Annotated in this window: 18 protein-coding genes and 1 pseudogene; 8 read left to right on the forward strand and 11 right to left on the reverse strand. The window is 72.3% G+C overall.

What is annotated here, in order from left to right; translation table 11 throughout:
* Window positions 1-33: 33 nt before the first annotated feature.
* Window positions 34-5,823, reverse strand: a complete 5,790-nt coding sequence (locus ABZ573_RS22005) for a TIR domain-containing protein (protein WP_358120488.1) — start codon at window positions 5,821-5,823, stop codon at window positions 34-36.
* Window positions 5,824-5,919: 96 nt separating this feature from the next.
* Here ABZ573_RS22005 and ABZ573_RS22010 point away from each other — a divergent pair, with 96 nt between their 5' ends.
* The gene (locus ABZ573_RS22010) at window positions 5,920-7,152 is read left to right on the forward strand and encodes an SLC13 family permease (RefSeq protein ID WP_358120491.1); all 1,233 of its coding nucleotides are present in this window, start codon (window positions 5,920-5,922) and stop codon (window positions 7,150-7,152) included.
* Between the two features lie 6 nt (window positions 7,153-7,158).
* Here ABZ573_RS22010 and ABZ573_RS22015 read toward each other — a convergent pair whose 3' ends face one another.
* From ABZ573_RS22015 to ABZ573_RS22035, 5 genes are all read right to left on the reverse strand, one after another.
* The gene (locus ABZ573_RS22015; protein WP_151455294.1) at window positions 7,159-8,061 is read right to left on the reverse strand and encodes an inositol monophosphatase family protein; all 903 of its coding nucleotides are present in this window, start codon (window positions 8,059-8,061) and stop codon (window positions 7,159-7,161) included.
* A 14-nt stretch (window positions 8,062-8,075) separates the two neighbouring features.
* Window positions 8,076-8,729 carry a hypothetical protein gene (locus tag ABZ573_RS22020; protein WP_151455293.1) on the reverse strand — a complete coding sequence of 218 codons (654 nt, stop codon included), beginning with the start codon at window positions 8,727-8,729 and terminating at the stop codon, window positions 8,076-8,078.
* Window positions 8,726-9,727: a hypothetical protein gene (locus ABZ573_RS22025; protein WP_151455292.1), complete on the reverse strand. Its 1,002-nt coding sequence runs from the start codon at window positions 9,725-9,727 to the stop codon at window positions 8,726-8,728. Before ABZ573_RS22025 ends, ABZ573_RS22020 begins: the two co-directional genes overlap by 4 nt.
* Window positions 9,728-9,781: 54 nt before the next feature.
* The gene (locus ABZ573_RS22030; protein WP_151455291.1) at window positions 9,782-10,573 is read right to left on the reverse strand and encodes a class I SAM-dependent methyltransferase; all 792 of its coding nucleotides are present in this window, start codon (window positions 10,571-10,573) and stop codon (window positions 9,782-9,784) included.
* Window positions 10,574-10,732: 159 nt separating this feature from the next.
* A complete protein-coding gene (locus tag ABZ573_RS22035) occupies window positions 10,733-11,605 on the reverse strand; it encodes an NAD(P)H-binding protein (RefSeq protein WP_358120496.1) in 873 nt (290 codons plus the stop codon).
* A gap of 146 nt (window positions 11,606-11,751) precedes the next feature.
* On the opposite strand from ABZ573_RS22035, the gene ABZ573_RS22040 reads away from it, so the two are divergent.
* Window positions 11,752-12,774, forward strand: a complete 1,023-nt coding sequence (locus ABZ573_RS22040; protein ID WP_151455289.1) for an AraC family transcriptional regulator — start codon at window positions 11,752-11,754, stop codon at window positions 12,772-12,774.
* Between the two features lie 400 nt (window positions 12,775-13,174).
* Here the strand turns inward: ABZ573_RS22040 and ABZ573_RS22045 are convergent, their stop codons facing one another.
* On the reverse strand, window positions 13,175-13,735 hold the full coding sequence (locus tag ABZ573_RS22045; RefSeq protein WP_151455288.1) for a hypothetical protein: 561 nt from the start codon (window positions 13,733-13,735) through the stop codon (window positions 13,175-13,177).
* Window positions 13,723-14,229 (reverse strand): hypothetical protein, encoded by a 507-nt coding sequence (locus ABZ573_RS22050; RefSeq protein ID WP_358120500.1) that lies wholly within the window; start codon window positions 14,227-14,229, stop codon window positions 13,723-13,725. The genes ABZ573_RS22045 and ABZ573_RS22050 overlap by 13 nt, the downstream gene beginning before the upstream one ends.
* Before the next feature lie 655 nt (window positions 14,230-14,884).
* Between ABZ573_RS22050 and ABZ573_RS22055 the strand changes: the two genes are divergently transcribed.
* From ABZ573_RS22055 to ABZ573_RS22065, 3 genes are all read left to right on the forward strand, one after another.
* A complete protein-coding gene (locus ABZ573_RS22055; protein ID WP_358120503.1) occupies window positions 14,885-15,394 on the forward strand; it encodes a DinB family protein in 510 nt (169 codons plus the stop codon).
* Between the two features lie 364 nt (window positions 15,395-15,758).
* The gene (locus ABZ573_RS22060; RefSeq protein ID WP_358120506.1) at window positions 15,759-16,991 is read left to right on the forward strand and encodes a hypothetical protein; all 1,233 of its coding nucleotides are present in this window, start codon (window positions 15,759-15,761) and stop codon (window positions 16,989-16,991) included.
* A 246-nt stretch (window positions 16,992-17,237) separates the two neighbouring features.
* Window positions 17,238-18,662, forward strand: a complete 1,425-nt coding sequence (locus tag ABZ573_RS22065) for a cellulase family glycosylhydrolase (protein ID WP_358120538.1) — start codon at window positions 17,238-17,240, stop codon at window positions 18,660-18,662.
* A gap of 249 nt (window positions 18,663-18,911) precedes the next feature.
* On the opposite strand, the pseudogene ABZ573_RS22070 reads toward ABZ573_RS22065, so the two are convergent.
* Window positions 18,912-19,262: pseudogene (locus ABZ573_RS22070) on the reverse strand (hypothetical protein); the annotation flags it as partial.
* On the opposite strand from ABZ573_RS22070, the gene ABZ573_RS22075 reads away from it, so the two are divergent.
* Together ABZ573_RS22075 and ABZ573_RS22080 are read left to right on the forward strand one after the other, a co-directional pair.
* Window positions 19,255-19,980, forward strand: coding sequence for a hypothetical protein (locus tag ABZ573_RS22075; protein ID WP_151453007.1), 726 nt, complete (start codon window positions 19,255-19,257; stop codon window positions 19,978-19,980). The pseudogene ABZ573_RS22070 and the gene ABZ573_RS22075 overlap by 8 nt on opposite strands.
* Complete coding sequence (locus ABZ573_RS22080; protein WP_151453008.1) at window positions 19,977-20,324, forward strand: transcriptional regulator; 348 nt, start codon at window positions 19,977-19,979, stop codon at window positions 20,322-20,324. Before ABZ573_RS22075 ends, ABZ573_RS22080 begins: the two co-directional genes overlap by 4 nt.
* Window positions 20,325-20,339: 15 nt before the next feature.
* Here the strand turns inward: ABZ573_RS22080 and ABZ573_RS22085 are convergent, their stop codons facing one another.
* The gene (locus ABZ573_RS22085; protein ID WP_151453009.1) at window positions 20,340-20,738 is read right to left on the reverse strand and encodes an MmcQ/YjbR family DNA-binding protein; all 399 of its coding nucleotides are present in this window, start codon (window positions 20,736-20,738) and stop codon (window positions 20,340-20,342) included.
* A gap of 545 nt (window positions 20,739-21,283) precedes the next feature.
* Here ABZ573_RS22085 and ABZ573_RS22090 point away from each other — a divergent pair.
* On the forward strand, window positions 21,284-24,406 hold the full coding sequence (locus ABZ573_RS22090; RefSeq protein WP_358120511.1) for a hypothetical protein: 3,123 nt from the start codon (window positions 21,284-21,286) through the stop codon (window positions 24,404-24,406).
* A 107-nt stretch (window positions 24,407-24,513) separates the two neighbouring features.
* On the opposite strand, the gene ABZ573_RS22095 is transcribed toward ABZ573_RS22090, so the two are convergent.
* Window positions 24,514-25,149, reverse strand: coding sequence for a DUF4304 domain-containing protein (locus ABZ573_RS22095; protein WP_358120514.1), 636 nt, complete (start codon window positions 25,147-25,149; stop codon window positions 24,514-24,516).
* Window positions 25,150-25,299: the final 150 nt, after the last annotated feature.

A 25,299-nucleotide genomic window follows, 5' to 3' on the forward strand; every position in this document is an offset into this window, starting at 1 on the left:
GACGACCGCGGGCACGTCGACGGGTCCGACCGGTCAGAACGGGGCGTCCACCGGGAGTCGACGCACCTGCGTCAGGTAGGGGTCCAGCTCGCCCACCTCGAACCGGCAGGTGCCGATGACGTGCCAGAACTGACCGCCCGAATCACCGTCCAGCTTGTAGCGTCCGTCCGGGCTGACCGCAGCCCAGCCGTCCGGCAGGCCGATCAGGGTGGCGCGCAGCTGAGCGTGCTCCGGGTCCACGACGTCCCAGAGCCGGACGGTGCCGTCGTCACCGGCGCTGGCCAGCATGCTGCTGTCCGGGCTGAACGCCACCGACCAGACCCGCCGGGTGTGCGCGGCCAGGGTGCCGTGCAGCCGACCGGTGCCCGGATCCCACAGCCGGATGATCAGGTCGTCCCCGGCGGTGGCGAGCAGCGCGCCGTTCGGGCTGAACGCACAGGACCAGAGCCGGCCGGTGTGCTCGGTGAGCGCCACGCGCCGTTCGCCGGTCAGCGCGTCCCACACCACGGCGGTGCCGTCGTTGCTGGCGCTGGCGAGCAGCGTCCCCTCGCTGTTGAAGCACACCGCGTACACGCGGTCGGTGTGCAGCTCCAACGTATGGCGACAGGTCGCGGTGGCCGCGTCCCAGAGCCGGACGAGGTGGTCGTCGCAGCCGGTGGCGATGGTCTCGCCGTCCGGGCTGAACGCCACCGCCCGGACCCGGCCCCGGTGCGGGGCGAGGGTGGCGAAGTGCCGGCCGGTACGCCGGTACCACAGTCGGACCGTGTCATCGTCGTTGGCGGTGGCCAGCGCATCGCCGTCCGGGCTGAACGCGGCCGCCCAGACATGGTCGGTGTCCACGTTCAGCTCGCGTTCGTCGACCCCGGTGTCGGTGTTCCACAGGTGCACGCCGCCGTCCCCGCTCGGTGCGGCGACCAGTGGCTCACCCGGACAGAACACGGCGGAGAGCAGCCGGTCGGCCGGGCTGGCGAACTGCCGGACCAGCCGCCCGGTGCGTGGCTCCCACAGCCGCACCACACCGTCGTTGCCGCAGGCGGCCAGCACCTCGCCGTCGTCGCGGAAGGACAGCGAGGTGACCCGCCGCCCGTGCCCACGCAGGGTGTGCTGAAGCTGCCCCGTCCGCGTGTCCCAGAGGCGGGTGGTGCCGTCGTTGCTGCTGGTCGCCACCTGGGCCTGGTCCGGCCGCCACACCACCGGCCAGACCGAGCCACGGTGCCGGCTCAGCTCGTGCCGGAGCTGGCCGTCGGCGGTGGTCCAGAGCTGGATCGCGCCGTCGCTGGCGGCCGTGGCGAGCATGGTGCCGTCGGCGTTGAACCGGACGCTGTAGATGGCGCCACGCTGCCGGTCCAGCACCCGGACCGGGCGGCCGGTCTCCACCTCCCACAGCCGCAGCGCGCCATGCGTGTCGCCGGTTGCCATCAGCCCGCCGTCGGGGTGCACGTCGAGGGCGTAGACGTCGGCCTCGTGGCCGCGCGGCTGGCGCAGCAGCTCCCCGTCGGCGGCCCGGCGGATCCACACCCGGCCGTGCTGTCCGACGGCGACCAGCGACCGGCCGTCCGGGGTGTGCACCACCCGGTAGACCACCTCCGGCTCCCGCACCTCGAAGGCGAGGTCGCCCGACGCGATGTCCCAGCCACGGACCGCGCCGGAACTGTCCACGACCACGACCCGCCGCCCGTCCGGGCTGAACGAGGTGCCCCAGACGGGCGCGGCGTGCCCGGGCCATTCCTGGAGCAGCCGGGCGGTCCGGGTGTCGTAGAGCCGGACCACACCGGCCGCGTCGCCCACCACCAGCCGGCCCCGGGCGCCGTCGGTGAGCAGCGGCCACACCCAGCCGGCGAAGACGTCCTCGATCACGTGCCGCACGTCGCCGTGGTCCGCGTCCCACAGTCGTACGCTGAGGTCGGCCGAGCCGGTGACCAGGTGGTGCGAGGCGGCGTCGAATCGGACCGCGTACACCCGGCCCCGGTGGCCCTGCAGGGTCCGCACCGGAAGGCCGGTGGTGGTGTCGCAGATCAGCACCCCTCCGTCGTCGCTGCCCACGGCGAGCACCGTGCCGTCGGGGCTGTACGCAGCCGGCAACGGCAGCCGGCCCACCTCGAAGCCGTACGAGACGCCCACGGCGGACGGGGCCAGGCCCGGTGTCACCGGACGGCCCGGGGCGACCACGGCGCCGCGCAGCTCCGGCGCGCGCAGCAGCGCCGGGTGGGCACTCACGTCGATCAGCGCGGCCCGGTGCCAACTGCTGCCGGCCACCCGCACGTCACGCAGGTCGGCCCGGAACAGTCGGGCTCCGGCCAGATCGGCCCCGCTCAGGTCGGCCCCGGTGAGGCGAGCCTGGTCCAGGCGGGCGCCGCGCAACCGGGCGTGGGTCAGCCGGGCCCCGGTCAGGTTGGTGGCGACCAGGCGGGTGTCGGTCAGGTCCGCGCCGGTCAGGTCCGCCTCGGCCAGCTCCCGGTGGGACAGGTCCTCACCGCGCAGCACCGCGCCACGTAGGTCGGCCCGGTCGGGCAGCCGCAGCCGGGCGCTGAGCCGCAACGCGTTGGCCCGAACCGTCTCGCCGGCTGCCTCGTCGCCCAGCACCCGGGACGTCCAGGCGGTGCAGCGGGCCGGGTCGGCGAGGTCGCCGAGGAACTCCACGGCCAGCGTCGACAGCGGGCGCGCCGCCAGGGCCGACGGCTCCTCGCCCTCATTGAGCTGGGCGGCGGTCCCCGCGGCGACCAGCCACTCCATCACGGAGGTGTGGATGAAGCCGAACAGGCCGTCGTCGGTGCGGACCAGCAGACTGCCCGCACCCACCGCGTGCGTCGCCTGCGATCCGGAGAGCTGGGACTCTGCCAGCCCGGCCAACTGCCCGGCGGCCTCGGCCAGCTCGGCCAGGCGCAGGTACGACTCCCCGCTCTCCCAGAGCTGGAAGGCCAACCGGCTCACCGCGCGCCACAGCTCGGGACGGCGCAGGCTGACCGGCACACCCGGCACGCCCTGGGTGCGCCGCTCCTCGAAGTCCAGCCAGGCTTCCAGGATCTCCCGGTAGAGCGCGGCGGCGCTGAACGTGCCGCCCGCACCGGCCACGGCGGTCAGCCGTCCCTCGTCGAGGTTGGCGATGAAGCCGAGCATGCGCGGGTTACGAGAGAGGCCGAGCAGGTCCCGTACCCCGCCGAGCAGGTCCATCCGCTCCCGGGCCGCCCGCTCGTCCCCGCCGTAGCGGTGCCGCAGGAAGGTCTCGATCTGCGCGGGGGTGAAGTCCTCGACGGCCAGTACCCGCCGGTGCGGCAGCATGCCCACCCGCTCACCGAGGGCGGTGAGCACCTGCGAGTTGGTCTTGAAGTGCTGGGTGCGACTACTAACGATGATCTTGGCGTTCCCCTCGGCCGCCTGGAGCAGCGTCTCCAGGTGGTCCGCCGCCCGGTCGTAGGTGACCCGGGCCACCAACTCGTCGAAGCCGTCGAAGAGCAGGACGATCCGCCCCTGCCGGAGCATGTAGCGGAACGCCTTCAGGTCGATCACCTGCTCGCCGTGGTTGGCCAGGTGCGCGGCGACCAGCCCGTCGACCGAGTGCGCCTTGTCCAGCGCACGCAACTCCACCAGGATCGGGATCAGGTCGGGGGCAGCCGTCGGCAGCCGGCGGGCCACCTCGCGCAACGCGAACGTCTTGCCCCGGCCGAAGTCGCCGAGCACCAGCACGAACCGGCCGTCCGGCGCGGCGGCGAACTCGAGCAGCTGGTCCACCACGTCCTCGCGGACCTGCTGGTCGGCGCCGACCAGGTGGCGGTAGCGCTGCGGCACGTACTGGCCGGGCGGGTAGAGCCGGTCGGCCTGCAACCGGGCGGTCTGCGCGGCGACGTACTCACGCAGATCGAGCAGCCCCTGGAACTCGGTCAGGTGCAGCACCCGTACGCCGCGCCGCTGTGCCTCCTCGGCCAGTCCGCGCGGGACCCGGTCGCCGTCGTAGACCAACTCGGACGCGATGTCCGGGTCGGTGGCGTGCACCCGCCGGGCGAAGTGGTCGAGGTCCGTGGCGGTCGGGGTGCCGACGTACGCCCCGACCCGCTGCTGCCGGACCACCCCGTCGGCGCGGTAGGTGACGAACAGGTGCGGCGGCTCGACCGTCACCCGACGCACCAGCACCCGGTCGTGGCGCGCCTCGCAGACCTCGGCCAGCCGGTCGAGCAGTCGGTCCAGCGGCGCCACCGGGAGCACGGCCGGCGTGCTGGCCGGCGCGTCCCCGACGGCTCCCTCGGCGGAGGTGGGCTGCCGCGGGTCCGGAATCTGGGCCGGCCCGACAGCACCGAACGTCGCCTCCGCCCGGGGCCAGCGCACGGCCGTCGACTCGCCCACCTCGCGCCGGTCGTCGCGGCCGAGAACCCAGCGGGTCATCCCGTCGGCGGCGAGCCGGAGCACCTGCGCCCGGCCGTCGCGGGTCGCGGTGGCCAGCGGCACCACGGGGTCGACCTGGGCACCGGTCGGCACGGCGTCGGAGAGCAGGAGGTTGAGCATCGGCCCGAGCAGGCGGTTGAACGACCCCCGGTCGCGCAGCGTCACCCCGTCCGGGACCGCGACCTCGTCGGCGTACGGGGTGCGCGGGCCGGGAACGTGCGCCATCGCGCCCAGCCGCAGCCAGCCGGACTGCTGGTAGTGACGCAGCCGCTGGGCGAACCAGGTGGACTGGGCCTCGCCGAGGAAGCCGTAGCGGTCCTCCTCGCGGTGGGTGACGGCGACGGTGGAGTTCAACCCGGCCACCACCACCCGCAGGTCCGGCACCGGGAACAGCGTCCACGGTTGCTCGCTGTCGAAGAGCCGGTCCTCCAGACCCTGGTAGAGGTCGTCGAAGAGCCGCGCGTAGTGCCGCCACTTCGGCCAGTACGGCGGCTGCGGGTCGACGTCGTCCGCCTCGCAGGTGGCGAAGTACGCGCGGCTCGCGGCCATGGTCACGTCGCGCGGGCCGGGCACCACGACCAGGCGGTGCGGCTCCAACCCGAGCAGCACCCGCAGCCCGGTGAGGAAACTCAGCGCGTCGGAGAACTCGCGGGGACTGCCGGACTCGGTCAGGTTGCCCGCCACCACCAACAGGTCGGGTCGGGGGACCTCGTCGTTCATCAGCAGGGTCAGATCACCCATCAGGTGTTCCTGGAGCTCCCCCGGGGTGACCGGGGCGCCCGGCTCGATCATGCCCCGACCGAACCGCGGGCCGGTCACCTGGAGCACGGTCAGCGCCGTCCGCGCGGTCGGCACCGTCGCCGGGGCGGTGGGGAACGGTGGCGGGTTGATCGGCGTACGGCGGGCCCGGCGGGGCGCGGGCGGGCCGGCCACGGGCGCGGAGAGCACCCCGGCCGGGTCGGCCGGATGGTGCGGGAAGGCGGGTTGCCGGACGGGCTTCGCGCGGCCGTCGAGCGCCTCCCGGATCCGGTCCAGCACCCGGGAACGCGCCTGCACCGGGTCGGTGACCCCGACCAGGTCGACGTACGTGATGGTGGCGAGCAGGCCGTCGATCGGGCAGTCCTCCACCCGGACGGTGACCAGTTTGTTGCCGGTGCCGTCCGGATCGGCGCGCAGCGCCGCCTGCCACTCGAGCTTGCCGTACGTGGAGTGCAGGTAGCGTTCGGACAGGACGGCCACCACGACCGCAGCCTCCCGGACCCCCCGGTCCATGAAGTCGATGAAGTTGGTGCCGGCCACGAAGTCCCACGCCTGGAGCATCGTGCGGTAGCCGGCGGCCTCGAACTCCCACGCCAACCACGTCGCCCAGCGCTCGTCGGCGGGCGAGTAGCTGACGAAGAAGTCGATGGGGCGGTCGGACCGGGTCGGTTGCGCGCCTACAGCCACCCCGCCATTATGACCACTCAGGGTCAACCCGTCGCCACCATGCGCGGTCGAGTCGGTCGCAACCCGGCGGGCGACGGTGTGCGAGGATCGTGCCTTGTGGACACCACCGGCGAGTTGCCGTCGGCCGCCCCGGACCGATCCTCCTGGGGTCGGCTGCACGTACTGGACTGGATCGCGATCGGCCTGTTCGCAGGCGGCGTCCTCTGCGTCCTGACCGGCCTCCTCCCCCGCGCGGACGCCGAGGCCACCGTACGCCGGATCCTGCCGATCCTGATCTTCCTCGGCGCCGTGGTGGTGCTGGCCGAGCTGACCGCGGTGGCCGGGGTCTTCGACGCGCTCGCCGCCCGGATGGCGATCACCGCGCGAGGCGACTTCCGCGCGCTGTTCTGGCTCTGCGTCGGGTTCGCCTCGGTGACCACGATCGCGCTCAACCTGGACACCACCGCTGTCCTGCTCACCCCGGTGATGATCGCTCTGGCCCGCAAGCTCGGTGTGCCGCCGGTCCCGCTGGCGATGACCACGGTCTGGCTGGCCAACACGGCGAGCCTGCTGCTACCCGTGTCCAACCTGACCAACATCCTGGCCAGCGACCGGATCGGGCTGGCCCCACTGCCGTGGGCGGCCCGGATGTGGTGGCCGCAACTGGTCGCCATCGCGATCACCATGCTGCTGCTCTGGTGGTGGTACTGGCGGCCGGCGCGGGCCGGCGCCGACCCGTTCGTGCCACCGCCGCCGCACGTGCCGTCCGACCCCGTGCTCTACCGCACCGCGCTCGTGGCCTGCCTGCTGTTCGTCACCGGGATCCTCGCCGAGGTCGAGATCGGAATCGCCGCCGGGGTCGCCGCCGCGATCCTGGTCGCCGGATTCGCGGTCCGCGCCCGGGGCAGCCTGAGACTCCACCTGGTCCCCTGGCGGCTGCTGGTCTTCGTCACCGGGCTGTTCCTGGTGGTGCAGACCATCGGTCGGCTCGGGCTGGACACCGTGATGGGTGCGCTGATCGGCGACGACCCCGGGGCCGAGGGCGCGCTGCGGGCCGGCGCCGTCGGCGCCCTCTTCGCCAACGTGGTCAACAACCTGCCCGTGTACGTGGCCGGGGAGGCGGTCATCGCCGTGCACCACCACACTCAACTGTTGGCCCTGCTGGTGGGCACCAACGTCGGCCCGCTCGCCACCCCGTGGGCGTCGCTGGCCACGCTGATCTGGTATGAGCGTTGCCGGGCCGCCGGGGTCGCGGTCCCGCTGGGGCGGTTCGTGGCCACCAGCGCCGTCCTCGCCGCCCTGGCCACCACCGCCAGCGTCGCCGCCCTGCTGGTCACCCCGCCGGGCTGACCGGCCTCACCAACCGACGGTGGTCAGGCTGATCGGCGTGAGGTGGCGGACCTTCGGCTCGATCCACTGTGCCGCGGTCACCAGCTTGACCAGCCGGTCGATCGTCTCCGGCGGGCCGGCGACGAAGCTGCGCCGCTCGGCGGGGCCCCCGTACCGGTCGTCGAAGCAGCCGCCGTCGAGGGCCCGGACCACCATGCCGGCTTCCGCTGCCAGCAGCATCCCGGCCGGCAGGTCGACCGCCTCCGGACGGTAGCCGACGATGCCGTCGATGTCGCCCCGGGCCAGCATCACCCAGGACAGCAGCGGCGCCCACAGTTGCAGCACCCGCCGCGCGGTGGAGTCGAGCACCACCTTGAGGGCCCGGGCGGTGCTGTCGTCCCGGCGTACCTCGTATCCCTGGGTCCAGGCCAGCACCGGCGCCGGCGGCACCGGCCGGTGCCGCGTGCGCAGCGGCTGCCCGGCCGGGCCGTCGATGTGCACGAAGGCGCCCTGACCACGGACGGCCGACCAGGTGCGGCCGGCGACCGGGTCGTGCACCACCCCGAGCACCGGCGAGCCCCGGTCGCAGAGTGCGATCCCGACCACGTACGCGGGTAGCCCGATCGCCACGTTGTTGGTGCCGTCGAGCGGGTCCACCAGCCACGCCCAGGAGTCGTTGGTGGCGTACTCCCCGCCCTCCTCGGCGATCACGCCGTGCTCCGGCCAGCGGGCCCGGATCCGGCCGACGATCAGCCGTTCGGCGGCCAGGTCCAGGTCGGTGACCAGGTCACCGGACGCGCTCTTGGCCCGAGCGTGCAACTCGCCCCGGGTGCCCCGGCGCACCAGCCGCCCGGCGGCCTGCGCGGCCTCCACCGCGAACCGGTGTGCCTCACGCAGGTCCGGCCCGGGTCTGCCCGGCTGCACGTCCATGGTTCCTCCACCCCTCAGCCCCGTGCCACCAGTCGAGCGATCTGCCGCGCCATCCGAGCGGTCTCCGCCGCGTCGCAGCGGTCCCGGCGTATCCGGTGGCGGTGTCCGCCCACGGCGCCGAGGCTCAGGTCGCAGAAGCCGGGCGCGGCCCGGCCGAGCACCACGGTCACCGCCGGCTGCCCCGGGTCCACCTCCGAGGTGTGGAAGCCGCCGGCGCGCAGCGCGTACGAGCTGCCTGCGCCGTACGTCTCCACGGTGACGGTCGCCGCCGTCACCAGCCGGTCGGTGGCCGCCAACTCGTCGACGTCGCCCCGGCTGTGCACCTCGTACACCCGCCAGGCGGGGTCGGCGGACGCCTCGGTCACCTCGATGAGCTCGTTGCGGACCCGACCGTGCAGCACGTGGCTGAGCAGGTCCCAGCTGTGCGAGTGCACGGTGGACGTGGTCGGTTGGACGGTCGGCGGCTCGGCCGGCCAGGCGTGCACGCAGATCCCGTCGGCGCCGGTACGGCTCACCGGCAGGCAGGTGAAGCCGAGTGGGTGCCGTACGGCCAGCAACGGCCGCTGCCCCTCGGCGACGTCGTCGAGGACGCCCGACACCCAGTCGCGGAGCAGCTCCGGCCGGGTGCCCCGGTCGATCTCACGTTCGAGGTCGGCGTAGCTCATCATGCGTACGGGTTCCTCGCCTGGATGGCCCGGCCCACGATGTCGGCGACCTCGCGGTCGCCGAAGGACCGGGGCAGTGGCAGCCCGAGCGCGGTGAACAGGCGGCGAACCTGCTCCACGGAGGGCTCGTCGTCGAGCCTGACCTGCCCGGCAGCCTCGATCGGCACCCGCCGGCTCTGTTCACGGCTGTACTGCAACTCGATGTTGTAGCGGTTGTAGTAGAGCTCCCCGCGGTCGATCCGCAGAGCCGGGGTCTGCGGATTCTCCTGGGTCACGATGACGCAGCTCGAGGAGAGGTCGTAGCGGAAGGTGGTCATCTGCGCGGAGACCCGGACGTCGATGGTGAGCAGCCCGGAGCGCTGCCGGTGCCAACAGGCGGCCAGCACGGTGGCGTAGGACTCCTTGCGGGTGCGGTCGACGGTCCACCGCTCGCCTGGCTCGTCGGGGGCGAGGCTGCGCCGGAACCGTGCGTACCGCTCGCAGACCTCCTCGTCGGTCGGGTCGATGATCTCGATGGCGAAGTGCAGGGTGGCGTTACGCCGACGAGCGTGCTCCAGGCAGTCGGGCAGGGTGACCGCCCGGGTGTAGGTGCCGGTGCCGCCCTTGAAGTTCCACCGGTCGGTGTGCCGACGGGCCTCGGCCAGGGCCTGCCCGACCTCGCTGCCGTGCAGGACGCGGACCATGGAGATGCTGTCGATCGCCTCCCGGGCCCGGTTCAGCGCCCCCTCCGGACCGGTTATCTCGCCCATCTGCGGCACCAGCTCCGCGAGCCGGTCCCGGGTGTCCCGGATGACCTGCCGCACCTCGCGCTCGGCGGTCTCCCGGCGCAGCCGGTCGCGCAGCAGCGCCTGGGCGAGCAGGCCGAGCACGAGCAGGATTGCGCTGTTCACCACGTCCTGGCTGACGCCGTTGTTGAGCCCGAGGGTCGCGACGGTCAGTGCCAGGAGCAGCCCGATGAACGCGTCGAGATTCCTGACGACCCAGGTGAGAAGGCCGGCCATGACATCTCCCGGTCGACGACGGAGCCCTCATGATAGCCCTATGTCAATGGCTGATCACGCACTGCTCCCGAGTCCCGCGCCCTGCGGCGAAGGTGGTCCGTCCAGCCGCCGGGCGGCGCAGATCAGCGAGCCGCCGAGCCCCGGCGCGAGCCGGGCGAGCAGCCGGGAGGTGACCCAGCGTCCGCCGGGCAGCCGCCACCCGACGTGGTTGGACCGCAGCGCCAGCGGTGCGAACCCGGCCCGCCGCAGCACCCGCCGCAGCAGCGACGCGGTGAACGGACGAATGTGCAACCAGAGGTAGGGGTGCAGCGGGTCCACCTGGCGGGGTGCGCGGCCGGCGAGGAACGCCAGCCGGTCCTGGACGGTCGCCAGGTTCGGCGTGGTGAGCACCAGCAGCCCACCCGGGGCGAGGACCCGGTGACACTCCCGCAGCAACGCCACCGGGTCGTAGACGTGCTCGATCAACTCACCGGTCAGCAGCCCGGAGAAGCTGCCGGTGCGGAACGGCAGAGCGCAGGTGGCGTCCAGGCAGACCGGCAGCGCCCGACCGGCGGCGGCCCGGCGGGCCGCACCCAGCGCGGCCTCGGCCATGTCCGCCACCACGAGCGGCACGGGCAGCTCCGCCGGGTCGACCGTGCTGCACGGACCACAGCCCAACTCGAGCACCGGCTCTCCCCCACGGATGTCGTCGACCATCAACCGGGCCGCGACCGCCCGGCGGACCCGGTGGTACGGGTCGTCGACGTACCCGTTGACCTGCACACCGTCGTGGTAGCTTCGCCGGTTGGCGCGCCGCCCGTGCGCCTGTGCGCTGCCCGACGGGGCCCCGGTCGGTGGCTCGGCCATCGCACCCTCCGCTGCGGCGCCACCTTCGGCGACGGCGACCACCTCCAGACTCGCACCACCCGGCGTCGCGTGGCGTGACCGCCGCGACGGTGCCCGCAGCCGCAGCGGGAAGCGCGGGGCGGCCGAGGGCGCCGGCGACGCGCCCTTCAGCCGCCACCGCTACCGCAGCGTGGCGGCGAACTCCTCGAACCAGGTCGGAGTCGCGTTGCCCTCGTTGCGGCCTTCGATCGGACGCAGTCGACCGGCGCTGAGCGCCTGGTTGAACTCGACGAGCAGGGCGGCGAAGTCGGGCGAGAACCCGGCGGTCCCGGTGAGGATCGCCGCCATCTCCTCGTCGGACAGCTGGACGTACCGAAGGTCCGGGCGGCCGATCGCCGTACCGATCGCGGTCGCCACCTCTGCGTACGTGAGGTCGCGGGGGCCGATCAGCTCGCGGACGACCACGCCGCTCCAGTTCCGCTCGCGCAGCGCCCCGGCGGCGGCCACCGCGACGTCGGCCGTGGCGATCATCGGTACCTTCGCGTGGGGCGTGACGGAGTCGGCGACGACTCCCTCATGGCGGATCGTCTCCAGCGCCGAGTGGAAGCCCTCGAAGAAGGCACCGGGACGCAGGAGCAGGACGTCGACACCGTCGAGCGTCCGCAGTCGCTGCTCCTGCCGGTGCAGACTGGCGATGAATCCGTTACCGTCCGCCAGCTCCGCGCCGATCGAGCTGAGCGCGACCACGTGGCGTACCCCGCTCCTCCGGATCGCCGAGACGATGGCCTCCCCGCGTCGGTCCTGGTCGGCGTGGTAGTCGGGCAGGGTCGGGTCGAACGCGGTGAGCGTGTAGACCGCGTCGGCGCCGGCGAAGGCGCTCGCCAGGTGGTCGGCATCGCGGGCGTCACCGACGGCCGTCGCGGCCCCCAGCGCGGCCAGCTCGGCGAGCCGCTCCGGCGAGCGGCCGAGCGCCCGGACCTCCTCGCCGGCTTCGAGCAGCAGTTCGGTGACCTTGCGACCGGTGTTCCCGGTCGCCCCCATCACGGCGATCATGTCAGTCCCCCTCAGTCGGCATGTCTTGCCATGCGTCCAGCATCCGCCGGGCTTCAGGGACTGACTATGACTTCCTGTCCGCATTACATGCTCTTTCGTCCAGCCGGTCTGGATCGTCGGTGCGTTGCTCCTGGCACACTTGCGGCATGCCCGACGAACGTGCCCCCTGGCCCTCGGCCGCCGACCCGCTCGGCGAGGCGCTGCACTTCCTCGAGCTGCGGGGTGCGTTCTACTGCCGTTCGGAGTTCACCGCCCCGTTCGGGCTCGAGCTTCCGCCACTCAAGGACCACCTCTGGTTCCACGTCATCACGCGTGGGAGCTGCTGGCTCGACGCGCCAGGGGCACAGCCGCGCCGCCTCACCGGGAGCGAACTGGCCCTCGTCCCGCACGGCCAGGGCCACCGGCTGCGCAGCGAACCCGACGCGCCGACACCGAGCATCTTCGAGCTGGAGCGCGAACAGCTCGGCGAGCGCTACGAGATCCTCCGCCACGGCGGCGGCGGCGAGCGCATCGACATGGTCTGCGGAGCCGTACGCTCCGACCACCCGGCGGCAGGAAGACTGCTGGCCCTGCTGCCACAGATCCTCGTCCTCGACCCGGCGACGGACCCCGCCCGGCTCGACTGGATCCAGTCCACCCTGCGACTGATGGCGGTCGAGGCCGACGGGCTGCGCCCCGGCGGCGAGACGGTTATCACCCGCCTCTCCGACGTGCTCGTCGTGCAGGCGCTACGCGCGTGGCTGGAGAACGACCCGGCCGCCCGGTCCGGCTGGCTCGGGGCCCTGCGAGACCCACTGATCGGCCGCGCGATCTCCCTCATCCACCGTGAACCCGGCCGGAACTGGACCGTCGCCTCGCTCGCCGACCAGATCCCGATGTCGCGCTCAGCCTTCGCCGCACGCTTCACCGAACTGGTCGGCGAACCCGCGATGAGCTACGTGACCCGCTGGCGGATGCACCTGGCCGCGACGGCGCTACGCGACGAGGGCGCCACCGTGGCCGAACTCGCCAACCGCTTCGGCTACCGCTCCGAGGCCGCGTTCGCCCGAGCGTTCAAGCGTGTGGTGGGCTCTCCACCCGGAGCGGCACGACGGACACTCCCCGCCCCCAGCCAGCAGACGGGAAGTGTCTCGACCGCCTACTCGTCGACGAGTGCGGCGACTGGTTGACCCAGCAGTTTCGACTTCTGCCCATCTGAGCACAGTCCCCCGAGGAATTTCCGCCGTCCCGGGGACCGACGCCGCCGAGCATGGAAACGAGACCTCAATAAACCGAGGCGTACGCCGCAAGTAACGAGGTTCAAACGCCTCTCACACTCGTGGGACAGCATTGTCAACAACCGATCTTCGACAGTTGGGAACGCCCCCCACCGTCGTAGCGGATGTGCCGGTTCGGCACCCCGCCCAGCACCCGGAACGCCTCGACGTGGCCCGCCATGAACGCCTCCTGGTTCTACGAAGCGAACACCCGGCGCACCGCTTGCCGGAGAACTCCTCGCCAGGACAGCATTTGGCCTGCCGCTCCGGGACCGGGGCGGCAGGCCAAATGGGTCCGGCCGAAGGACGGCGGTCAGGAACTCTTGGGGAGTTCGTCGGGCCACCGCTGGCGGTCGACGCTGGTCTCCCACTCGGCCACCGGGGCCGACCCCCCGGCACGGGCTGCGGCCCGGTCAACGGCCGGGAAGTCCGCCCCGCCCACCAGCTGGTGCGTCCCACGCCCCTGCTCCGTCTTCGCCGCCAGCACGTAGGTCGTGCCGGGCCGCAGCAGGGGCTCACCCTCCACCCGCCAGGTGTCCTTACCGAGGGTTCCACCCAGCTGGACCACCCGCAGCGTCTTGACCGGATCGCCCTTGAGGGTCTTGTCCACGGTCACCTCGAAGACGGTGTAGGGCGTGCCATCGCGCTCCTGCACCTCGGCGATACGGTCCACCGTCGCGACGACGACGTAGTCGGCGAACCCCGCCACCTTCGTCTCATCCTTCACGTCGAACGCGTAGGACGCGTGCACCGAGTGCGTTTCACCCGCGCGCAGCGAGTCATAGGCCAACCACCCGCCAGAGGCCACCGCGACAGCGGCGGCGCCTGCGACCAGCGGTCGAACAAGGCGGCGGTTCATGATCAGTACCCCCATACGCTGTGATACGAGCTGATGTCCCACGACTGCAGGTTGTTGCTCATGTTCGGGTTGTAACAGGCCGGGCACGAGTCCATCACCGCGATCTCCGGCCCGTGGCCGAGCTTGAGGGAATGCCCGAACTCGTGGGTCATGACGGCATGCTTCTGCGACTCGTTGTAGCCGTCCATGTGGTGCGTGTTCAGTTTGATGTCGTCCGCGCCCGTGCTGCAGTCGAACCAGCCCGCCCGACTGTCGCTCGAAGAGGTGTAGTCGGACACGTCGACGTCCGCGTAGGTCGAAGCCGTATCAGCTTTGACGTTGATCGGGTTCAGCGAGTTCCACTGATTCACCGCGTGCGACAACGAGTTGTTGTACTTGGTGAGGTCGTCGTAGACCAGCTCCCCGCCATCGACCGACGTGCAGTGATCCAATGGCCCCACATCGGCCGCCGCCGCTGATGCGAATCCCCCCGTGGCAACCAGCATCGAGGCCGCCACAAGGGCGGCCAACCGCGCCGATCGAAGCCCGTTCCCTGACATCCATCCTCCAGTTGATCGATGGTTGTCAACGAACCTAACGATCAACCAAGGGCAACGCAAGGGGTCACAAGACGGTGACGCAGAGTGTTGGATCTGTCGGGCGGCTGGTACCTGAAACATGATGCCGGTCATGACCAAGTGGCACGGGTTGGCGCCAGAGCGAGATGGCGATCTTGCCCAACGACCAGCCATCCCCCGCCGAGCCCATGGGCCACCTGGTGCTCAAAAGAGGTCGTCGTCGCCGTCGTCGCCTCGGATGGCGTCGTCGCCGTCCTGACCCCAGACGCCGTCGTTGCCGGCGTCGCCGTAGAGCTGGTCGCTGCCGAACGCGCCGGCCGGCTCGCAGGTGGCCTGGGCGGTGGTGCAGAACCGGGTGGACGGGCCGGGCAGCGCCGGATCGCGGGTACGCCGAGGGACCTGTGCAGTGGGCCGTACCGCGCCGGCCGTACCGTGCCCTCCCCGCCGTCCCGGGCGGACCGCCGGACCGACCGCCCGACCGGGTGAGCCCGGACTGTGGCGGCTGCCGGCGGCGCTGGCGCCACGTTTCCGGGCGGGCCCCTACCCGACCGCCGCGTGGCGCCCGTGGGGGCGTGACGGCGGACGGCAACGCCGCTAGCCTCGGCCTGTGGACCGGTGCGACGAGTGCGGCTTCGACTATGCCGGCGTCTCCGCCGACGAACTGCCGCCGTTCCTGCGCGCGCTCGGCGGGCGATACTCAGCCGCCCTCGCCGAGGTGCGGCAGGTGCGCCGGCGACCGGCCGAGGGGGTGTGGTCGCCGCTGGAGTACGCCTGCCACGTCCGCGACGTGCTCGGCGTGCAGGCCGAACGCCTCGCGCTGGCGCTGCGCGTCGAGGAGCCGGAATTCGCCCCGATGGGACGCGACGAGCGCGCCGTGGCGGCGGCGTACAACGAGCAGGATCCCGCGACCGTGCTGGCGGCGCTGGGCGCGGCCGCCGACGACCTGGCCGCCCGGTTCGGCGTGCTCGGTCCTGCGGAACTCGCCCGCACCGGGGTCTACCCGTGGCCGCGACCGCAGGCCCGCACGCTGTTGTGGCTCGGCCGACACACCATCCACGAGGGCGAACACCACCTGCTCGACATCCGCCGCGCCGCGCGGTCGGAGGCATCCCGCTAGGTCATCGGGACTGCGTCGTCGACGCAGTGGTCCGGAGGTCGGCCTGGCGGGCGCCGTCGAACACCGAGCAGATGGTGGGACGACCTGCTCCCGCCAGCTTGGCCGGCTCGCGGTTGCCGACCCGACGTCAGGCAGCCAGGGGGGACCGATGATCCGCTCGTCCGACTCCGGCACCCACGCGACGTCCTCGGCCGCCACCCCACCAGGGCGCCGGGCCGCCAGGAAGCGGCCGGTCGGCGAAGCCCGAGCGAGTTGACTGACGTATATCAATGTAGAGTTTCATCGATGTGAAGGTCGCTGGCGACCTGTCGGGGCAACGCCGCCTCCACCGTACGGAACCGACGATGTCCAGGGAGAGCAGATCATGAACGAGAATCGGGTGGGGCGGCTACGGACGCGGTGGAGGCGGGCAGCCCGAGCCGCCGTCGCGGCAGCGGCCGCTGTCGGGATCACCGCGCTGGCCATCGGAGTCACGGCGGGCGCAGCCACGGCGGGCGTCAGCTCTGCCGACCGGGGCACGCCGAACGCCTCGGTCGCCGCCGGGCCGGTGTCCCGGGTCGCCGCGGGCAATCTGCACACCTGCGTGATCCGCACCGACGGCGCACTCTGGTGCTGGGGCAACAACTTCTACGGCCAACTCGGCGACGGGACCAGCACGGACCGAACCACTCCGGTCCGGATCGGCGACGCCACCACCTGGGCGCGCATCGACGCCAGCATCAGCACCACCTGTGCGGTACGCACGGAGGGAACGCTGTGGTGCTGGGGCAGCAACAACAACGGGCAGCTCGGCGACGGGACGACCACGAAACGGAGCAGCCCCGTACGGATCGGCGACGGCACCACCTGGGCCAGCGTCAGCACCGCCACCAACCACACCTGCGCCGTCCAGACCACCGGCACCCTGTGGTGCTGGGGCCAGAACCGCCACGGGCAGCTCGGCACCGGCGTGACCCCCTATCAGGCGACCGCCCCGGTGCAGGTCGGCACGGCGACCACCTGGGCGAGCGTCACGACCGGGTACGCGCACACCTGCGCCACCCGCACCGACGGGACCCTGTGGTGCTGGGGCAGCAGTTCGGACGGGCAGCTCGGTCTCGGCATCCGGGACTACCGGGCGACGCCGACGCAGGTGGGCACCGCGACCACGTGGACCGGCGTGACGGCCGGGTACGTGCACACCTGCGCGGTCCGCGCCGACGGGACGCTGTGGTGCTGGGGCGAGAACGGGTACGGCCAGGTGGGCGGGGGCCTCGGCTTCCAGACCACCCCACTGCAGGTCGGCACCGGCACCACCTGGGCAAGGGTCGAGACGAGCATCGACTCGTCGTGCGCGACGCGCACCGACGGCAGCCTGTGGTGCTGGGGCAACAACGCGTCCGGGCAGCTCGGCGACGGCACCACCACCCACCGGTCGACCCCGACCCGGGTCGGTGCCGCCACCACCTGGACGGACAGCCTCGCCGCGTCCTACCACGCCTGCACGATGCGCGCCGACGGCAGCCTGTGGTGCTGGGGCGACAACTCGTTCGGGCAGCTCGGCGACGGCACCACCACCCACCGGTCGACCCCGGCACAGGTGGCCCTGCCGGGCTGACCGCCACTGGTGGACGAGCGATGCCGTCGGTCCGCGCCGCCGCGGACCGACGGCACCGCACCATCGGCCGATGTCGCGCAGTGAGGTCGGGGAGAGCAACTACGGGTACGGGCGGCGTGGCCGGGACCGGCGACCCAACCGGGGCTGGATCTCGTTGCACTAATACTTAAGTATCTTTATAGTTCGATGGCACTAGATTCCCTCCCCGACCACCGGAGGTGCCCCGTGCGACTTCGCGGCAGAACGATCCTGGCCGTCGGCCTGCTGGCGGCGGTGGCGCTGGCACCACTGACCCTGACCGGCACCGCCGGCGCGGCAGCGGCACCGACCGCGAGCTTCACCAAGGTGAACGACTGGGGCTCCGGCTGGGAGGGCAGCTACCGGATCACGAACTCCGGAAGCAGCACGATCACCTCGTGGCGGCTGGAGTTCGACCTGCCCGCCGGCACCACCGTCGGAACGTACTGGGACGCGCTGCTGACCAGCAGCGGCCAGCGCCACACCTTCACCAACCGGTCCTGGAACGGCACGGTCGCCCCGGGCGCTTCCGTGACCTTCGGCTTCGTCGCCACCGGCACCGGCACCCCGACCGGCTGCACGCTCAACGGCCAGCCCTGCACCGGCGGCACGACGCCGCCCACCACCCCGCCACCGTCCACCCCGCCACCCACCACCCCGCCGCCCACCACCCCGCCGCCCACCACTCCCCCGCCCACGACCCCGCCGCCTACCGGCGTCTCGCCGGTCGCGGCCAACGGCCAGCTCCGGGTCTGCGGTCGCCAACTCTGCAACCGCGACGGCCGGGCGATCCAGTTGCGCGGCATGAGCACGCACGGCCTCCAGTGGTACGCGAACTGCGCCACCCCGACCTCCCTGGACGTGCTCGCCAGGGAGTGGAACGCCGACGTGCTGCGCATCTCGATGTACATCCAGGAGGGCGGGTACGAGACCGACCCGCGCCGCTTCACCGACCTGGTGCACCAGTACATCGAGCTGGCCACCGCCCGGGGCATGTACGCCGTCGTCGACTGGCACATGCTCAGCCCCGGCGACCCGAACCACAACCTGACCCGGGCGCGCACCTTCTTCGCCGAGATCGCCGACCGGCACAAGGACAAGGTCAACGTGCTCTACGAGATCGCCAACGAGCCCAACGGCGTGTCGTGGAGCGCTATCAAGAGCTACGCCGACCAGGTCATTCCGGTCATCCGCAGCCGAGACCCGGAGGCCGTGGTGCTGGTCGGCACCCCCGACTGGTCCTCTCTCGGCGTCTCCGGCAGCGGCGGCGGGGTGGACACGATCGCGGCGAACCCGGTCGCCGGCGGCAACCTGATGTACGTCTTCCACTTCTACGCCGCCTCGCACGGCAACGCGTACTACGACACCTTCGCCCGGGCCGCCGACCGGCTGCCGCTGTTCGTCACCGAGTTCGGCACCCAGGACTACTCCGGTGACGGCCCGAACGACTTCGCCATGGCCCAGCGCTACCTCGACCTGATGGCCAGCAAGAAGATCAGCTGGACCAACTGGAACTTCTCCGACGACTTCCGTTCCGGCGCGGTCTTCACCACCGGCACCTGTGGCAGTGGCCAGTTCGGCGGCACCAGCCGCCTCAAGCCGGCCGGTGCCTGGATCCGCGACCGCATCCGCACCCCCGACACCTTCCAGTAGCGCCTGGTCAGGCCTTCGGGCGTACCGCCTGTACGGACATCGTGGCGATGTCTGGCTGCGGCGCTTGGATGAGCGGGAACTCGCCGTGGTGCGGGCGCGGTCGAAGGACTTCGCGGCAAGGGTCTTCGCGGGGCTGCGACGGTCGGGCCAGCGGACGACCGGTCTGCGGTATCTGCGTGGGCTGAGTGTTCCGGTTCGCCGGTTCGGCTCGGCGAACACGTGCATGAGGATGTGGTGCAGCGTCACCGGCGTGTGGCGCCACCACCGCACCGAGCCGGGCGCGTCGACCGGAAGCGCCTCGATCGTCGCGTCCGCGCGCGCCCAGGCTCGATGCCACAGGCCGATCCGACGGTCACCAAGGCCGCGTGCCTGACCAGCCCGAGCAGCTTCGTGCCGGTCGGCACGAGCGGGCGCCGAGGTCTGTCGTGGCGCCCAGGCTCTCACCGCCACGTCCACCACGATGCCCCGTACGCCCGAATTGAGAGACACGGCTCTGCGACGGTGACCGATCGCGGTGGGTGATCGCGCCGAGTTTTGTCCGTCGCCAAGCAAGGGACTGGTGCAAACGGGTTTGCTGTGGAAACCTATTGCTATGACCACTGACTCGTTGTCCGCCGGCGATGACCCTCACCGCCTCCTCTCCGACGTGCGCGACCTGGCCGGCCGCGTGCGCCGCGACCAGCGCCTGACCTGGGTCGCGCTGCTGGTGCTGGCCGCGGTGACCTTCGTGGCCGTCGTGTTCGACTGGCTCTTCATGAAGGTGCAGTGCGACGGCGATGGCTGCTCGTTCGCGCGCCGGGGCATGCTCTACTACTGGCCGGCCGCGCTGCTGCTCGCCTACACGGCGATCGCCGTCAGCTACGTGCGGGCCGCCCGGGCGCGAGGGCTGGGTGCCCGCGTGCTGCCGTACGCGATCACCGGTGCCGCGACGGCCGTCGTCCTCACGGCCGCGTACACGGCGGCGGCCGCCTATTTCCCGAGCCACCCGCCTTTCGGGGGCGGCCCGATGCCGTTCTGGTGGATCGTGCTGGACCGGCTGATCGCACCGTGGGGTCTGATCGGGCTTGCGCTGCTGGTGCTGGCCCGCCTGGAACGCAACGTCGCGCTGCTGCTGTTCACCCTGGGCTACCTGGCGCTGGTGCTGCTGGTGCTGCCGACGACCGAGGGCATGGGACTGCCCGATTGGGTGATCCCGTCGTTCATGTCGGGGGCGGACACCCAGCTCCGGCTGTCGATGACGTCACCCCAGCTCATCACCGGCACCGTGCTCCTGGCGGGCGGGATCGGCTTTGCACAGGCCCGCCGGAGGCAGCGGTGACTGCCGAGGCCGACACCCCGGACCCGTCCGACCACCCGGTCACCGGCCTCAACGAGGTCGTGCACCAGCGGGTGCGGCTGGGCATCCTCGCCATCGCGCACGAGGCACGGCGCGTCGAGTTCGGCTACCTGCGCACCCAGCTCGACCTGACCGCCGGCAACCTTTCCAAGCACCTCACCGTGTTGGAGACGGCCGGTCTGATCGACATCGAGAAGGGCTACGAGGGCAAGCGTGGCCGCACCTGGATCACCCTCACCCCCGAAGGCAAGACCGCCCTCGCCGAGGAGATCGGCCGCCTGAAGGTGCTGATCGCCCGCGTCGAAACCACCACAGAGGGCAAATGAGCAGCTGCGGGGTGCTCAGGGCCGCCGGGAGTCGAGCAGCGCGATCCTGCGTGCCCCGGCCGTACGTCGGTAGCTGGCGTCGAGTAGCTCGCCGACCTCATCCCAGCCGGTCTCATCGGTCAGGTCCACCCCGACCCACCCAGAGACACCCAGGTAGGCCGGCACGAAGCAACGGTCTTCCGCCAGCAGCGCCGCGCGCTCGTCGGGGTCAACCAGCACGATCACCGACTGTTCGTGCTGTTGATGAACGCCGTCGACCTTCACCGATCCCCCGTAGTAGGCGAAGACCTTGGTGGTGTAGAAGGCGGGACGCCCGTGGGAGATCTTCTCGGCCGCGTCGGGAAAGGCCAGGGCGAGCGTCCGCAGCCGGTCCAGGAGCGGATCTGCCTCGTCGAACATGATGGGATGCGGCATGTCAGAAGGTAAGCACATCCCGGGCGGCCACGGCGCCCTGCACCGCGCGTCCGCGGCAGGAGCGGATGTTGTCGCGGCGGTGCGATCTTCTTGGCGGAGCGGGGGTACGGTGCCTGAGCGGTGAAGCCCGCTGGGGTGTGCCCCTACCCGGTCACGGTGTTGTGGGCGCTGCGACGTGCGCTAAGCAGGACGACCATCACGGCCAGACCCGGTCCGAGCAGCCGGGCGATCGGCTGACGGCACCAGGCGAAGGACGTCACCTGCCTGACGTACTTCGCCTGGTGAAGTGGGACGGTTCGGCTACTGATGCGTGGATCAAAGCACCGCTTCAGCTCGCCACCGGCGTCGGCGTGTGAACGGTTGGCGGCGCTTCGTCCAGTGCCTTCCGGCGCACGCCGGGTTGGTCGACACACCGGCGATCGAGGCTGCCGATACGGAACTGCCACGCGAGGTCAGCGCGGCACCGGGCCGCAGCGATCGCTGGCCACTGAGGGAGCGCTTTCCGTACGTCGAGGACGGGGCCGGTGGGCCACTACCATCCGAGCATGGCTCACGTTGCTCGGGCCCGCAGGCCGTACTCGCTGCTCGTCGCCGCGGCGGTCCTGCTGGCGCTCGGCGCGGCCACGGCCTGGGGGGTCGGCGACACGCTGGGGCTGAGCCACTCCCCCGCCGCCGTGCCGCGCGAGGACGCCGTCGCCGCCCCGGCGCGGACGCCCGCACCGGTCCCGCCGTTGGCGTCCCTCGTCGTGCCCGACGAGCCGCGCGTCAGGAAGGCCGCGGCCGCCGTGGCCGACGCGGTCGTCTCCCGCGGCCTGCCCCGGCCGGTGCTCGCCCCGGCCGCGCCGCGCCCGGCCAGGTCCGCGCCGGCCGCGCCGGGGACCGGCGCGGCCCCGGACCTGTCGGCGGTGACCACGCTGCGGGCGCGCGTGCTGGCCACCCTCGGCGGGGCGCCCGAGTCGTACCGGCTCGACGTGCACGGCGCCGAGCTGGCCGTCCAGGGCGGCGATGTCGCGGGCGTGGCAGCCGGGATGTACCGGCTGGCCGACCGGATCCGCTCCGGTGCCGAGGCGCTTCCCGCGGCGGACGCGGGTCGGGTGGTCGTCCCCCGGCTCGGCCTGCGGCTGACCGACGCGGGCTCGGTGGGGCGCGAGCCCGATCCGGCCGCCTTCGCCGCCGGCGACGACTACGGCCTGAACACCGACGTGGTCGCATCGGCGGTGCTGCCTGACGCGCCGTGGGTGGACGCCGGCGCGGTGGCCCGCATCGACGCGCAGTTCCGGCAGTTCGTCGACCACTCGGTGGCGCAGGGATTCAACGGAATCGTCGTGCCCGGCTTCCTGGAGTACGTCACGTTCGCGAAGGTCGGCGACGGGCGCGCGGTCTATCCGCCCGGCGACCCGCACGTCGACCGCGCGCGGGCGATGGTCGCGGCGTTCGGCCCCGTCTTCCGGTACGCCGAGGACATGGGCGTACGGGTCTTCCTGCTGACCGACATGCTCGCGGTGTCGCCCCCGCTGGAGGCGTACCTGACGCGGACCGTCGGCGGCCTCGACGTGGCCGACCCTCGGCTGTGGGCGGTCTACCAGGCCGGTCTGGCCGAGCTGTTCGAGAGCATGCCGTTCGTCGACGGCCTGATGGTCCGCGTCGGCGAGGGCGGCGAGGTGTACGCCGGGGCCGGCTGGGACTACTCGTCACGGCTCGCGGTCACCACGGAGACGTCCGTGCGCGCGATGCTGCGGGCGCTGCTGGACACCGCGGGCGCGGCCGGCAAGGAGATCATCTTCCGCACCTGGACGGTGGGCGTCGGCGCCGTCGGCGACCTGCACACCAACCCGGAGTCGTACGCGCGGGTGCTCGGCGGGCTCGACGACCCGCACCTGATCGTGTCCACCAAGTACACCCTGGGCGACTTCTACAGCCACCTGCCGCTGAACACCACCCTGCTCGGCGGCGGGCACCGCCGCATCGTGGAGTTCCAGGCCCGGCGCGAGTTCGAGGCGTTCGGCTCGCTGCCCAACGACCTCGGCCCGCTGCACCGCCAGGCGCTGCGCGCGTTCCTCGCCGCCAACCCGAACGTCGAGGGCGTCTGGAACTGGACCCAGGACGGCGGGCCGCTGCGTGCCGGGCCCATGTCGCTGCACCTGCGTGCCGGCTTCTGGCAGCTCTACGAGCTCAACACGTACGCCGTCGGCCGCCTGGCCTGGGACCCGCACGCCGACCCGGCGCAGGTCACGGCGGACTGGGCGTACCGCACGTTCTCCGGCGACCCGGCCACCGTCGCCGCGATCGGGCAGGCCATGGCGCTGTCCCGGCAGGCGGTCACCAAGGGCCTCTACATCGGCCCGTACGCCGACCGGTCGGTGCGGGCGCTCGGGCTGGAACCGCCGCCCATGATGTGGATCTTCGAGTGGGACATCCCGACCGGCGACTCCGCCGCGCTCGACAGCATCTACGCGGTGACCGGCGGCCGCGTCGACGAGGCAATCGAGGAGGGCACGCAGGCCGTCGCGCTGGCCCGGCGCATGCGCGACCTGGTCGCCGCGACCGACCCGGCGACCTGGCGCGACGCCGAACTGCGCCGGCGCTTCACCACGACGCTCGACTACCAGGTCGACCTGTTCGAGACGCTGGGCGCGTACCGGGCCATGGTGCTGCGGCACGCGCAGTGGCTGGACACCGGCTCCCCCGCCGCCCGCCACGACTGGCGGCTGGCCGCGGCGGCGTACCACGACGCACGCGACGCGCACCGGCAGCGCTACGGCGCCGACCTGGACCTGCCCGCGTACAACTTCACCGCCGCCGACCTCGGGGCGCGGCGCGCCGACCGGGACCCGGCGATGGCCTGGGCGGCCCGGGCGTTGCTCGGGTCGATCCTGCTCGTGGTGCTGCTCGGCCTGCGCGGGCGCGGGTTCGGCGGAGCCGCCGCGCGCGGGTTGCTGCTCGGCGCGCTCCGGCCGTGGCGGGTCGCCGCGCTGCCGACGCCCGGGGCGCGGGCGGACCGGGTGCTGGTGTGGCTGGTCCCGGCCGTGGTGCTGGTGGCGAGCCGGCTCGTGCTGACCTGGTTCGCCGCGCCGGCGCACCTGCTGGTCACGCTCGGTGGGTGGGCGCTGTTCGCCCTCGTCGTACGCCTCGTCGTCGGCCGGCGGGACCCGTTCCACCTGTGGGCCGTGGTGGGCGGCGTCGCGCTGCTGCGCAGCGTGCTGCTGCTGGCCGCGCTCGCCGGGCGCGGACCGGGCGGGTACTGGTTCGCCTTCTGGACCGCGCCGGGTCTGCGCGCGGCGTACGTCACCGTCGCGATCGCGGCGTTCTGCTGGCTGTTCGTGGCCGCCGCCGTGATCCTGCGGGACCGGTACGGCCTGCGCCGCCGAAGCGCCGTCGGGCTGACCCTCACCGCCGCGGGCGTGCCCCTCGGCGTGCTGTCCGCCCTGGTGTCGGTGGTGGGTCTGGAACGCGCGCTGACGGTGTGGAACGACCAGCTCGCGCTGCTGCCCTGGGGCCTGTCCCGCATCCTCGGCATCACCGTCCACCTGGGCATCCCCACCCAACTTCCCGCGTACACCGCCGCCGCCGGAGCCGCCCTCGCCGCCGCCGGCCTGCTCCTGTCACTCGGCCGCCGCCGGCAATCCGCCGCCCGACCGTCCCACCCCGGCCCCGCTCTGACGTCGTAAAGCCCCGTCAGCGCCGGGCCGCTGGTGACCGGGGTCCGCGCCGGGACCCTCGGCCGGCGGCACTGCGAGCCGCTGTGGACCGGCCGTCATGGAGTTGTGCCAAGCGCTCAGCGCGACGCGCGGGCATGCGCCCAGCCGATGAGTTCGTCGACGTATCCGGCCGCCCGGGGCCGCTCGGCGAAGGCCGCGCGCAACTTGGCGCAGGCAGCATCCAGTTCCGGTGACGGTCCTCGCCCGGAGAGCAGGATGACCAGTGGTGGCCAATGGCCGATCCGCTTGTCGGGCAATGCGTTCAGCTCGGCCAGGTAGCGGCCTGGCTGCAAAAGTTCTACCAGTCGATCCGCTGCCCGTGTCACGCCAGTGAGGAGATCAGCGCGCAGCCGATCCACATCGGTGTCGGCTGTCACCTGCCAGCGCTCGCGGTCGCTGTCGGCGGGGTGCGGGCACAGCACGCGGCGTTCCATGAGGCCGATGCTGTAGATATCGCTCGCTTTGTTCATCGGCTGGGTCTGCCCGGTCCGGTAAGCCAGCCAGTCCCACCACTCCTTGGGGGCTACCGCGGTATCGATGTAGAACATTCTTGCGTCGGGCCGTGACCGCTCCGACGGCTGTTTGTGAATGACGGCGACGCCCTCGGGCCTGATCAGTCGCCACACCGCACCGGAGCTGTGAAAGCCCCGTGGGTGCAAGGTGACGCCGAGGTCATGCAGCAGGCCGCGCATCACCACATCGAGTTCCGCCATGACCCGACGATACGGTCCGTCCACCGAAGCCCGGGCAGCGCGACAAGACCAACGCGGACTTCCCCGCGACGATGTCGCTGCTGGGACTACTGCGGCACCTGATCGAGGGCCGCATCCTCGCACGTCCGTTCGACGAGCGGCTGTTGACCT

This window comes from Micromonospora sp. NPDC007220 (assembly GCF_040634035.1).
Taxonomy (GTDB): Bacteria; Actinomycetota; Actinomycetes; order Mycobacteriales; family Micromonosporaceae; genus Micromonospora; species Micromonospora reichwaldensis.